Below are 12,248 nucleotides of genomic sequence, written 5' to 3' on the forward strand. Positions count from 1 at the left end.
GGATCCCGACATCAATGACCGTTGTCAAAGACACCCCGCACCTGAGCGCCGAGCTCGCGGCCTTTGCCGCCAACTTGCGCTATGAAGACATCCCGGCCCCGGTACTGCGCCGCGCCGAGGACCTGCTGCTGGACTGCCTGGCCTCTATCCTGGCGGGCGCTTCCGCCCGCGCGGTGCAGGCCATCGACCGCTATGCCGCCGCCATGGGTCCGGCCGACGGCCCCAGCGAAGTCCTGATCACCCGCCGCCGCACCACGCCGCTGTTTGCCGCCATGGTCAACGCGGCGGCCGCCCACGTGGTCGAACAGGACGACGTGCACAATGGTTCCGTGTTCCACCCCGCCGCCGTAGTGTTCCCGCCGGCGCTGGCCGTGGCCCAGGCCTTGGGCCGTTCGGGCCGCGACCTGCTGGTCGCCTCTGTTGCGGGCTACGAAGTGGGAATCCGCGTCGGCGAATTCCTGGGCCGTTCGCACTACAAGATCTTCCACACCACCGGCACCGCCGGCACGCTGGCCGCCGCCGTCACCACCGGCCGGCTGCTCAACCTGTCGCCCGAGGAAATGCTGCACGCGCTGGGATCGGCCGGCACGCAGGCGGCGGGCCTTTGGGAATTCCTGCGCGACGCCGCCGACTCCAAGCAACTTCACACCGCCAAGGCTGCCGCCGACGGCATCACCGCGGCCTACCTGGCGCGCGAAGGCTTCACCGGCGCGCGCCATATCCTGGAGGGCCCGCAAGGCATGGCGGCCGGCATGTCAACCGACGCCGATCCCAGCCGCCTGTGCGACCGGCTGGGCGAGCGCTGGGCGTTGGCCGAGACCTCGTTCAAATTCCACGCGTCCTGCCGCCACACCCATCCGGCCGCCGATGCGCTGCAGCAGGCGTTGCGCGACAACAATCTGACCGAGGCCGATGTCGAACGGGTCGTGGCCCACGTGCATCAGGGCGCCATCGACGTGCTGGGCCCGGTGGTCAATCCGCAGACCGTGCACCAGTCCAAGTTCTCGATGGGTACCGTCTTGGCCCTGATCGCCCGGCAGGGCCGCGCCGGCCTGGCGGAATTCGACGCCGGCCTGGACGATCCCGGCGTTGCCGCGTTCCGCGGCAAGGTCGAAATGGAGTTGGACGCGGAAGTCGACGGCGCCTACCCCCAACGCTGGATCGGCAAGGTCACGGTCTACACCCGCGACGGCCGCAAGCTGCATGGCCGCGTCGACGAGCCCAAGGGCGATCCGGGCAATACCCTGAGCCGCGCCGAAATCGAGGACAAGACGCTAAGCCTGGGCCGCTACGCCGACGCCGCCACCGAGCTAGAGCTGCGCGGGCTGATCGCGGCGATCTGGAACCTGGAAAAAGCGGAGAAGCTGGGAGCGCTGCTGCCGCGGGGTTGATGGCGACAGACTGCTCGACGGGTTGGCCGGAATGAGTCCGTCCAACCCGTCATTTTTTTGTGCCGATCAGGTCAGCGCCGCTCGCTGTTCGCGCACCAGGCCAGCGATGCCGCCTTCGGCCAGCACCAGCATCGTGTCCAGTTCCGCGCGGGTGAAGGTCGCGCCCTCGCCCGTGCCCTGCACTTCCACGAACGCGCCGCCGCCGGTCATGATCACATTCACGTCGGCGTCGCAGGCCGAGTCTTCCTCGTAATCCAGGTCCAGCACCGCGCGGCCCTGCACCAGTCCCACCGACACCGCCGCCACCGCGTCGCGGATCGGGTTCACGGCCAAGTCGCCGCGCTTCATCAGCAAGGCGATCGCTTCGGACGCCGCGACCCAGGCGCCGGTAATGCTGGCGCAGCGCGTGCCGCCGTCGGCCTGCAGCACATCGCAATCCAGATGCAGGGTGCGCTCGCCCAGCGCCTTCATGTCGAATACCGCGCGCAGGCTGCGGCCAATCAGGCGCTGGATTTCCTGCGTGCGGCCGCTCTGCTTGCCGCGCGCGGCCTCGCGATCGCCGCGCGTGTGGGTGGCGCGCGGCAACATGCCGTATTCAGCCGTTACCCAGCCTTCCCCCTTGCCCTTCAGAAAAGGCGGTACTTTCTCCAATACGCTGGCCGTGCACAGCACATGGGTGTTGCCGGCCTTCACCAGCACCGAACCTTCGGCGTAGCGCGTGAATCCGCGCTCCAGGCTGAACGGCCGCAGTTCGTCGACGGCGCGGCCCGAGGGACGGGCGATGGCGGGGGGTGTGGTCACAGGCAGACTCCAGACGTGGCTTAGATCCGCCGCATTGTACGGGGTGGCGCCGCAGGAAAACGCCGCTTGGAGTATCCTGCCGCGATATAACCGGTACAAACACAAGGGTCCGCGCCGAAATACCGGCTGGCGCGGGCTGGGCCGCAACCGGTTCCCAATAAAAAGCATTACCAGGACACGCACATCATGATTCGCAGCATGACCGCTTTCGGCAACGCCCGCGCAGATCTCGAGCAAGGCACGCTTGCGCTCGAATTCCGCAGCGTCAACAGCCGCTTTCTCGACCTCTATTTCCGCCTACCCGATGAATTGCGCCACGTCGAAACGCCACTGCGCGAACTGCTGACCGCCAACCTGGCGCGCGGCAAGGTCGAGATCCGCGTCTCCTACACGCGCAACGCCAGCACCGACTTGTCCAAGTTGGAACCGGCCTGGCTCGAAAGCCTGGCCGAACAGCTGCAGGCCGCACGCCGCATCCTCCCCGACATCGCCGCGCCGCGCCTGGTGGAACTATTCAACTGGCCTGGCCAGCGCGCCAACGATGCGCTCGACCCGCAAGTCTGGGGCGCCGCCTGCCTGCAGGCCGCCCAGCAGGCCCTGACCCAATTGCAGGAAGGCCGCGAGCGCGAAGGCGAACGCCTGGCCGGCATGATGCGCGAATGCGCCGACGGCGTGGCGCGCATCGTCGAACTGGTGCAGGCACACCTGCCCCAGTTGCTGGCCGACCATCGCGACAAACTGGCTTCCAAGCTGCGCGAAAGTGTGGAATCCGCCTTCCCCGGCGGCTTCACCCACATTTCCGGCGCGGAACTGTCGGAACGCCTGTCGCAGGAAGCCAATCTGTTCGCGCTGCGCATCGACGTGGCCGAAGAGCTGTCGCGCCTGCGCTCGCACCTGGAAGAGCTGCGCCACCTGCTGGGCGACGGCGGCGGCAAGCAAGCCTCCGGCAAGAAGAACGCCGGCAGCGCCGGCAAGCGCCTGGACTTCCTGTTCCAGGAAATGAACCGCGAAGCCAACACCCTGGGCTCCAAGGCCGGCAGCATGGAAGTCACCCGCGCCGCCATGGACTTGAAGCTGCTGATCGAGCAGATGCGGGAACAGGCGCAGAACATCGAGTAAGCACATGCCCGGGCGGCGCGCGATCTGAGCGCCCCCGCCTTTGGTGCAAGAAGGCAGCCCTTACCTGCTGGATGGACGGTCCAGTACGTAAGGGCTGCTTTTCGTCTGGTTTTTGAGATGAGAGGGGCCAGGCGATCATCCACATCTGTTGATATAGCCCACTACCGCGCTTGTCGCCGGGGGCGCGTTGCCAATCAACATCTACGTGGGCAGAAAACATCTTGAACACCGCATTCGACTGCATCAGTCAGGCTTTGCAAGCAGTCGTCCCTGTAGACCATGATTGACATTTCTGTATGTCATGGTTCACAATAAATCCAATTGAAGTCGTCCAAAGTCGCGAGTTCAAAGTTTGGCATGACAATCTGCGCGACAGGATTGCCCGCGCACGCATTACAGCCAGAATCAACCTTGCCGAGCACGGCAATCTGGGCGACTGGAAGCCCTTGCGCGATGGCATTTCGGAAATGCGTATCGACGTCGGTCCCGGCTATCGCCTGTACTTCACCCGCCGCGGCAACAAAATAATTGTGTTGCTGTGCGGTGGCGACAAGGCAAAGCAGGACATTGACATCAAGCGCGCCATCGATCTCGCCAAAATGCTGAAGGAGTGAACCATGAGCGAACATCTCAACGCCGACATCCCCGCAGGATTCAGCCGATGGGATGCCGCTGACACCCTCAAGACCGATGAAGATGCCGTACTGTATTTCGAAGCTTGCCTGGCGGAAGACCCAGGCGATGGCAGCCTGATCCGAGCGGCCTTGGGCGACATCGCCCGCGCGCGCGGCATGAGCCAGCTTGCCCGCGAGACGGGTCTATCCCGCGAAGGGCTGTATCAGGCGCTGTCCGCCAAAGGCAACCCGGAGTTCAGCACCATCATGAAAGTGATCCGTGCCTTGAGACTCAAACTACACGCGAAGATTGCACACACTTGAGAGACTTGTGCAGGTTGCGTTACCGCAGCCCGCAAGGAGGCAGCACTCATGCCGCCCCCTTACTCGCCAGCCTCTCAGCGCGCCTCACCCGCCGCAGGCTCCCCCCGCAGCGCTGAATCCAGATACGCGCTGCGCGCCCGCGCATCGGGGAACTTCATGTCACGGTAGTTCACGAAGCGCGAGCCGCGCGCCAGCCGGTAGCCGGCCCAGATCAGCAGGAACAACGGAATCCCGATATAGGTCGCGACCACGCCGCCCCAATCGATCTTGTCCTGCAGGAACGCCTGATAGTTCTGTCCCAGGGTAATGATCAGGCACAGCACAAAGGCGAAGATCGGCCCGAACGGAAAGAACGGCGACACATAGGGCAGATCGGCCAGGTTGTGGCCCTGCTTGACGTAGCCGCGGCGGAACCGGTAGTGGCTGATGGCGATGCCCAGCCAAGCGATGAAGCCCGTCATGCCTGACGTGTTCAGCAACCAGATGTAGACCGCGTTGGGGCTGAAGATGAAGGTAAAGAAGCACAGCGCCGCCACGGCCGTGGTCGCCAGCAGCGCCCACAGGGGCACGCCGTTGCGCGAAATGCGGCCGAAAATGCGCGGCGCCTTGCCGTCGCGCGCCAGGCTGTAGAGCATGCGCGTGGCGGCATACATGCCGGAGTTGCCCGCCGACAAGACCGACGTCAACACCACCGCGTTCATGACCGAAGCCGCTCCCAGCAGACCGGCGCGTTCGAAGATCAGGGCGAAGGGGCTGACGCTGATGTCCTCGACCTCGTTGCGCAGCAGATGCGGATCGGTATACGGAATCAGCAGGCCGATGACCAGGATGGCCGCCACGTAGAACAGCAGGATGCGCCAGAATACCTGGCGCACCGCGCGCGGCAGGTTGCGCGCAGGATCCTTGGATTCGCCCGCGGCGATGCCGATCAGCTCGGTGCCCTGGAACGAAAAGCCCACCACCATCGCCACGCCGATCAGCGCCGCGAAGCCGCCCGAGAAAGGCGCGTCGCCCACCGTCCAATTGGCCAGGCCGCCGGTCTCCCCGCCGCGGATGATGCCCAGCAGCATCATCACGCCCATGGCCACGAACGCCAGCACGGCGACCACCTTGATCAACGCGAACCAGAACTCCGCCTCGCCGAAGCCGCGCGCCGACATGGCGTTCAGGCCGAAGGTGATAGCCAGGAACAAGGCGCTCCAGTAGAAGCCTGGCACGTCCGGAAACCAGTAGGCCATGACGAGCTGCGCCGCCACCAAGTCCACCGCCACGGTCACCGCCCAGTTGTACCAATAGTTCCAGCCCAGGGCGAAGCCGAAGCCATCCTCGACGTAGCGCGCGCCGTAAGTGGAGAAGGATCCCGAAACCGGCATGGCGGCGGCCAGTTCGCCCAGGCTGGTCATCAGGAAATAGACCATGATGCCGATCAGCACATAGCCCAGCAGCGCGCCGCCGGGGCCGGCCTTGGCGATGGTCGCGCCCGAGGCCACGAACAGCCCGGTGCCGATCGACCCGCCTACCGCGATCATGGTCAGGTGGCGCGCGGACAGCGTGCGGCGCAGCTCGGAAGGCCGTTCCGCCTCCGCTGTGCGCGTGCCGCCTGAGCGACGTTCATCGTGTTCCGATGGTGCCAAAATGCATTTCCTTCAGGTCATGAAGGCACCCGCGCCACGCGCCCGGGTGCCTGGGGATTTCCAAGCAACCGGCGAGGATAGCGCAAGAGGCCCCATCCGGTGAAATCGCGGGGCCTCGGGGACGGATCAATCAGGCTATTGAAACGCCGTTTCCATGAAGGTGCGCAGCTTGCGCGAATGCAGGCGTTCCGGCGGCATGTCGCGCAGTCGCTCCAGCGCGCGGATGCCGATTTCCAGGTGCTGGTTCACCTGCCGGCGATAGAAGGCGCTGGCCATGCCGGGCAGCTTCAACTCGCCATGCAAAGGCTTGTCCGACACGCACAGCAAGGTGCCGTAAGGCACCCGGAAGCGGAAGCCGTTGGCCGCGATAGTGGCGGATTCCATATCCAGCGCGATGGCGCGGGACTGGGCAAAACGCTCCACCAGCTCCAGATGGTCGCGCAGCTCCCAGTTGCGATTGTCGATGGTGGCGACCGTGCCCGTGCGCATGATGCGCTTCAAGTCCCAGCCCGACAGCCCCGCCACTTCTTCGACCGCCTGTTCCAGCGCCACCTGCACCTCGGCCAGCGCAGGCACCGGCACCCAGGTGGGCAGGTCGGCGTCCAGCACGTGATCCTCGCGCACATAGCCGTGCGCCAGCACGTAGTCGCCCAGGCGCTGCGAATCGCGCAGGCCGGCGCAATGGCCCAGCATCAGCCAGGCGTGCGGACGCAGCACGGCGATATGGTCGGTAATGGTCTTGGCGTTGGACGGACCCACGCCGATGTTCACCAGCGTGATGCCGGAATGGTCGCCGCGCACCAGGTGATACGCCGGCATCTGCGGCAGGCGGACCGCCTGGTCCTCGTCACCCGGGCCGCTTTCGCCGCGGCGCGTGATGCGGTTGCCCGGTTCCACCAGCATTTCATAGTCTTCGTTGCCGCTGGCCATGAGCGCGCGGGCGCGGGCGCAGAACTCGTCCACGTAGAACTGGTAGTTGGTGAACAGCACGAAATTCTGGAAGTGCGCCGGCGCGGTCGAGGTGTAGTGCTGCAGGCGGTGCAGCGAATAGTCCACGCGCTGGGCCGTGAAAGGCGCCAACGGCTTGGGCTCGCCCTCCTTGCCGCGCCAGGAACCGTTGACGATGGCATCGTCCGTCACCGCCAGGTCCGGCACATCGAACAGGTCGCGCAGGGGCCGCTTGAGCGCCTCCAGGTGCTCGCCTTCGACATAGGCGCCCTCAGGGAAAGCGAAATGCAGCGGGATGGGCGAATCGGACTCGCCGACTTCCACCGCCACGCGGTGATTCTGCAGCAACTGGCCCACCTGCTCTATCAGGTAGTCGCGGAACAGCGCGGGCTGGGTGATGGTGGTCTGGTAAATGCCTGGCTCGGCCACGTGGCCGTAGGACAGCCGCGTGTCGATCGGGTCGTAGGTTTCCACCACGATGCGGATGGCTGGGTAGTAGGCGCGGGCGCGCTCACGGCCGTTGGTCGAACCTTTCAGCACTTCGCGGAAAGCGGCGCGCAAGAAAGCGGTGTTGCGCGCATAGATTTCAATCAGGCGCTCCACCGCCGCCACCGCATCCTGGTATGGCTCGAAGGGCAAGGCCTCGGGCCGGCTCATGGAAGACAAAGGGTGCACTGCGTTCATCATCGAGCTTTACTCCGCTTCTCACCTTATCTGTTTCAGCGGCCACCGCCGGCTTGCTGTGCCGCAGGGCCGATGCCGCCGATTATGCCCGAGCCAGCGCAAGATGAAGTGTCATATTCAGGCCTGCCGAAGCGGCGCGGCGCCGTAACGTCTGCCGACAAGAATGCTGCATTGCACTACAAATGTAATGAAACATTATTCCATTACAATCATGTGGCAATCCGGGGTTTTGCGTCCCGGTGTTGCCCCCCCTTTCCGCCGGCTTGCCTGTCCAGGCAAAGCCATGCCGCCCACTCCGATTCTTGAAGTGACGTAATGACGCCGCCCACGCGAAAAGCCCGAATTGCCCAACTGCGCATTCCCGTATTCCTGTCAGCGCCCATCATCGCCCTGACCCTCTCCTGGATCCCCGACGCCGCCCAGGCGTCCATCCGCCCCGAGCAGGCCCGCCCCTCGCTCACCGGCCTGCGCCTGGCGCAGGAACCCACCGTCCCCACCCTGCGCGACCGCGTCGTGCAAGCCGGCCTGGAGGCCATCGGCACCCCCTATAGCTGGGGCGGCGACGATGCTGAAGGTTTCGATTGCAGCGGACTGGTCCTGTACGTCTTCCGCGAAATCGCCGGCCTGGAACTGCCCCGCACGGCCCGCGCCCAGCGCACCGCCGGCGAATCCGTCGCTGGCAAGCAGGAGCTGCGCCCTGGCGACCTGGTGTTCTTCGCCACGCGCGGCCGCGGCGTGACCTCGCACGTCGGCATCTATATCGGCCAAAACAAGTTTGTCCACGCCCCGCGCCGCGGCACCAAGGTGCGTGTGGATGAAATGAAGAATCCGTACTGGACCAAGCGCTACGTCGGCGCCCGGCGCTACCTGGATATGCAACCGGGCCAGATGCTGGCCCAGGCCTCCGCGCCCTGACGAAAAAAAAGCGCGCTTGCGGCGCGCCATAGGGGCGGCACCACAGCCTGCCGCGGCCAGTCCTCGATGGACGCGCCGCCGCAGGCTGAACGCGTTTCAGCCCCGGCCCACGAAGGGCATGTTGGTCGCCATGATGGTCATGAATTGCACATTGGCTTCCAGCGGCAGGCGCGCCATGGCGGCAACCGCTTGCGCCACGTGCGCCACGTCCATGCGCGGTTCCACCTTGGTGCTGCCATCGGCCTGCAGGATGCCTGCGGCCATGCGTTCGGTCATATCGGTGGCGGCGTTGCCGATGTCGATCTGGCCGCAAGCGATGTTGTAGGGCCGGCAATCCAGCGAAATCGACTTGGTCAGCCCGGTCACCGCATGCTTGGTGGCGGTGTAGGCGATGGAGAACGGACGCGGCGCGTGCGCCGAGATCGAACCGTTGTTGATGATGCGCCCGCCGCGAGGATTCTGTGCCTTCATCACGCGGATGGCGGCCTGCGCGCACAGGAACATGCCAGTCAGGTTGGTGTCGACCACCTCGCGCCAGACAGCGACGGGCAGCTCCTCGATCGGCATCGCCGGCGCGCCGCGCCCGGCATTGTTGAACAGCACGTCCAGCCGGCCGTATTCGCGTTGCGCCGCGTCGAAGAGCTCGCGCACGGCCTGCTCGTCCGACACATCCGTGGGCACCACCAGCGCCCGCACGCCATCCTCGCCCGCCGCGGTGCGAGTCGCTTCCAACGGTTCGCGGCGGCGGCCGGCCAGCACGACCCGATAACCTTGCGCCAGGAATTCCAGCGCCACCGCGCGGCCTATACCGGTACCGGCGCCGGTGACCAGCGCTACGCGCGGGTGTTCGATCTCGTTCGCTTGCATCGGATTCTCCTTGTTATCGATCGGCGGAATGCTACCCGAATCGTTCTGGCGATGCTGCAAGCGAAGGTTCCAGCCGTGACACTTACGCAGCCGTCACACGCAAGCAAAAATTACGCGGCACGGCAGCTTGCCGGAAAGCGGGAGACGAGGCGATTTTCCGCAAGCGCCCGCACCTCGCGGTTGCCTGCGCACGCGGCTTTTCTTCAGGCATATCCCACCGCGGAAACGCGCGCAGCGCATGCCACCGAACCGATAATCCCGTGTTGATCCGTCACAAGTTTTTATATAATTCCTAGAAATTAGCTTATTACCAAAAATCCAAAGATACCTATGGAGCAGCATCCATGACCCCAAGGTCCCTGACTGGCGCACTCGTCCTCGGCGCGCTCTACACCGCCTCGGCCGCAGCCCAGGGCGCGCCTGACGGCAAGCAGATCAGCACCCAGGGCGCGAATGGCGCGCCCGCCTGTATTACCTGCCATGGCGCCCGTGGCGAAGGCAATCCGGCCGCCGGTTTTCCGCAGCTGGCCGGCATGGGTAGCGCCTACCTGGAAGAACAGCTCGAAGCCATGGCCAACGGTTCGCGTATCAGCCCCGTCATGGCCGCCACCGCCAAGGCGCTGGACCCGGCGCAGCGCAAGGCCTTGTCGCAGTACTACGCTTCGCTGCCGTCCACGTTGGATACCGACAAGCTCGCCGCCACCGCCATGCATCCGGTCAAGCCGGCCGACACCGGCGCCTGGCTGGCCACCCGCGGCGCCTGGGATAAGAACGTGCCGGCCTGTAATCAGTGCCACGGGCCGGGCGGCATCGGCGTCGGCGCGAATTTCCCCGCGCTTGCGGGCCAGCCCGCCGCCTACATTGCGGGCCAACTGCGCGCCTGGCAACAAGGCCAGCGCCCGCCGGGTCCGCTGGGCCTGATGCCTGCCGTGGCCACCCGCCTCTCCAGTGCCGAGATCGACGCCGTGTCCGCTTACTACGCAGGCCTGCCCAAGGCCGCCGACCAGCTTGCCGCGCAAGCCAACACCGCTGCGGGAGCCCAGCAATGACCGCCACCAGCCTGCGCCTGCTGTCCGCCGCCTGTCTGTTCGCATCCGCCGCCACTTTTGCGGCCGAACCCCGCCCATCCTTCACGCCGCCGTCCGCCGCGTCCATCCCCGACAACGATTTCGGCAAAGCCGTACGCGAAGGCGAGCAGATCTTCCTGCATACGCCGCAGAAGGCCGGCAAGTTCGTCGGCAACGACCTGAACTGCGCCAGTTGTCACCTGGATGCCGGCCGCCGCGCCGATTCCGCCCCGATGTGGGCGGCCTATGTGCTGTACCCGGCGTATCGCGCCAAGAATGGCCACGTCAACACCTTGGCCGAACGCCTGCAAGGATGTTTCCGCTTCAGCATGAACGGCAAGGCGCCAGCCGCCGACGATCCCACGCTGACCGCGCTGCAGACCTATATGTTCTGGCTGGCCAGCAAGGCGCCCACCGGCGTGGTGCTGGAAGGCCAGGGCTACCGCAAGTTGCCGCCGCCCGCCCAGAAAGCGGACTACGTGCGCGGCAGCGAGGTCTACGCGCAGTATTGCGCCGTCTGCCACGGCGCCGAGGGCGGGGGTCAGAAGAACGGCAAGCATTGGGTATTCCCCGCCCTGTGGGGCGCGGACTCGTTCAACTGGGGCGCGGGCATGCACCAGATCGGCAATGCCGCCGGCTTCATCAAGGCCAATATGCCGCTCGGGCAGGCCGGCATGCTGAGCGACCAGGAAGCCTGGGACGTCGCCTACTTCATGAACGCGCATGAACGCCCGCAGGATCCGCGCTACACCGGCTCGGTCGCCGCGACCCGGGCCAAGTACCACGACTCCGACGACTCGCTGTACGGCATCGAGGTCAACGGCCACCTGCTGGGCAGCGACTCCTCACCAGCCGGAGGCAAGCTGACCCAGGCCGCCGCCAAGGCTGGCGGCTGAATCCGGAAGGCGCAAATCACGCGGCAGGCTTGCGGGTTACCCCCTGCCCGGCCGCGTGATTTGTTATTCTTCGTGTCTCAGCATCACACGCCCGCCACATTCATGTCCGCCAATCCCGGAAACGTCTTCATGGTCGTCGCGCCCAGCGGCGCCGGCAAGTCCAGCCTGGTCAAGGCCTTGCTCCAGCAAGACCCCTCCATCCTGCTCTCCATTTCCTGCACCACCCGCGCGCCCCGCCCCGGCGAGGAAGACGGCCGCGAATACCGCTTCGTGTCGGCGGACGAGTTCAAGCTCCTGCGCGAAGGCAACAATCTGCTGGAATGGGCCGAAGTGCACGGCAATTTCTACGGCACGCCGCGAGACCGCATCGACGAAGCCACCCGCGCCGGCCGCGACGTGCTGCTGGAAATCGACTGGCAAGGCGCGCGCCAGGTGAAGCAGCGCTTTCCCGGCGCGATCGGCGTGTTCGTGCTGCCGCCGTCCATCGATGAACTCGAAAGCCGGCTCAAGGCGCGCGGCCAGGATGCGCCCCAGGTGATCGCGCGCCGCCTGATGGCCGCGGGCGGCGAAATCGCCCACGCGCCTGAATGCGAATATGTTATTATTAATCAAGAATTTAGCGTGGCCTTGTCGGAACTGACTCAAATAGTTAGCGCCGCGCGGCTGCGCTTTTCGTCTCAGGCCGCCCGCCACAGCCAGTTGTTCTCGCAACTTGGCATCCCGGCCGAGCACTGAGCCGAACGCATTCTCCCTATCCTCCATCAGCACCAGGTGTCCTAATGGCTCGCATTACCGTCGAAGACTGTCTGAATCAAATCCCCAATCGTTTCAAGCTCACGCTGGCCGCGACCTACCGCGCCCGCGAGTTGGCGCAAGGCCATGCCCCGCGCCTGGACAGCAAAGACAAGCCCACGGTCACTGCCCTGCGCGAAATCGCGGGCGGCCTCACCGGCGTGGAAATGCTGCGTAAAGTACCCACCTGATCGTT

13 protein-coding genes are annotated in these 12,248 nt (G+C 65.5%); 9 read left to right on the plus strand and 4 right to left on the minus strand.

The genetic code is table 11. The features are described from left to right. Window positions 1-14: 14 nt before the first annotated feature. A complete protein-coding gene (locus tag AXYL_RS16640) occupies window positions 15-1,391 on the plus strand; it encodes an MmgE/PrpD family protein (RefSeq protein ID WP_013393988.1) in 1,377 nt (458 codons plus the stop codon). 66 nt (window positions 1,392-1,457) lie between these two features. Here the strand turns inward: AXYL_RS16640 and rph are convergent, their stop codons facing one another. Continuing rightward, the gene (rph, locus tag AXYL_RS16645; protein ID WP_013393989.1) at window positions 1,458-2,192 is read right to left on the minus strand and encodes a ribonuclease PH; all 735 of its coding nucleotides are present in this window, start codon (window positions 2,190-2,192) and stop codon (window positions 1,458-1,460) included. Between the two features lie 186 nt (window positions 2,193-2,378). On the opposite strand from rph, the gene AXYL_RS16650 reads away from it, so the two are divergent. From AXYL_RS16650 to AXYL_RS16660, 3 genes are all read left to right on the plus strand, one after another. Continuing rightward, a complete protein-coding gene (locus tag AXYL_RS16650; RefSeq protein ID WP_013393990.1) occupies window positions 2,379-3,311 on the plus strand; it encodes a YicC/YloC family endoribonuclease in 933 nt (310 codons plus the stop codon). 296 nt (window positions 3,312-3,607) lie between these two features. Beyond that, window positions 3,608-3,925 carry a type II toxin-antitoxin system RelE/ParE family toxin gene (locus AXYL_RS16655; RefSeq protein ID WP_013393991.1) on the plus strand — a complete coding sequence of 106 codons (318 nt, stop codon included), beginning with the start codon at window positions 3,608-3,610 and terminating at the stop codon, window positions 3,923-3,925. 3 nt (window positions 3,926-3,928) lie between these two features. Then, entirely contained in the window at window positions 3,929-4,249 is a 321-nt protein-coding gene (locus AXYL_RS16660; RefSeq protein WP_013393992.1) for an addiction module antidote protein, read from the plus strand. Window positions 4,250-4,323: 74 nt separating this feature from the next. Here AXYL_RS16660 and AXYL_RS16665 read toward each other — a convergent pair whose 3' ends face one another. Together AXYL_RS16665 and AXYL_RS16670 are read right to left on the minus strand one after the other, a co-directional pair. Continuing rightward, a complete protein-coding gene (locus tag AXYL_RS16665; RefSeq protein ID WP_148260709.1) occupies window positions 4,324-5,811 on the minus strand; it encodes an amino acid permease in 1,488 nt (495 codons plus the stop codon). A 207-nt stretch (window positions 5,812-6,018) separates the two neighbouring features. Beyond that, window positions 6,019-7,518 (minus strand): AMP nucleosidase, encoded by a 1,500-nt coding sequence (locus tag AXYL_RS16670; protein ID WP_013393994.1) that lies wholly within the window; start codon window positions 7,516-7,518, stop codon window positions 6,019-6,021. A gap of 312 nt (window positions 7,519-7,830) precedes the next feature. Here AXYL_RS16670 and AXYL_RS16675 point away from each other — a divergent pair, with 312 nt between their 5' ends. Next, on the plus strand, window positions 7,831-8,430 hold the full coding sequence (locus AXYL_RS16675) for a C40 family peptidase (RefSeq protein ID WP_013393995.1): 600 nt from the start codon (window positions 7,831-7,833) through the stop codon (window positions 8,428-8,430). Window positions 8,431-8,526: 96 nt separating this feature from the next. Here AXYL_RS16675 and AXYL_RS16680 read toward each other — a convergent pair whose 3' ends face one another. Further along, window positions 8,527-9,297, minus strand: coding sequence for an SDR family oxidoreductase (locus AXYL_RS16680; RefSeq protein ID WP_013393996.1), 771 nt, complete (start codon window positions 9,295-9,297; stop codon window positions 8,527-8,529). A 344-nt stretch (window positions 9,298-9,641) separates the two neighbouring features. Between AXYL_RS16680 and AXYL_RS16685 the strand changes: the two genes are divergently transcribed. The 4 genes from AXYL_RS16685 (at window position 9,642) to rpoZ (ending at window position 12,243) form a co-directional block, all read left to right on the plus strand. After that, entirely contained in the window at window positions 9,642-10,346 is a 705-nt protein-coding gene (locus AXYL_RS16685; RefSeq protein ID WP_013393997.1) for a c-type cytochrome, read from the plus strand. Beyond that, a complete protein-coding gene (locus tag AXYL_RS16690) occupies window positions 10,343-11,260 on the plus strand; it encodes a c-type cytochrome (RefSeq protein WP_013393998.1) in 918 nt (305 codons plus the stop codon). Before AXYL_RS16685 ends, AXYL_RS16690 begins: the two co-directional genes overlap by 4 nt. Window positions 11,261-11,362: 102 nt before the next feature. Further along, entirely contained in the window at window positions 11,363-11,995 is a 633-nt protein-coding gene (gmk, locus tag AXYL_RS16695) for a guanylate kinase (protein WP_013393999.1), read from the plus strand. Window positions 11,996-12,039: 44 nt separating this feature from the next. Continuing rightward, window positions 12,040-12,243, plus strand: coding sequence for a DNA-directed RNA polymerase subunit omega (gene rpoZ, locus AXYL_RS16700; protein WP_006219679.1), 204 nt, complete (start codon window positions 12,040-12,042; stop codon window positions 12,241-12,243). The last annotated feature ends 5 nt before the right edge of the window (window positions 12,244-12,248 follow it).

The sequence above is a fragment of the Achromobacter xylosoxidans A8 genome, from assembly GCF_000165835.1.
Classification (GTDB): Bacteria; Pseudomonadota; Gammaproteobacteria; order Burkholderiales; family Burkholderiaceae_B; genus Achromobacter; species Achromobacter xylosoxidans_B.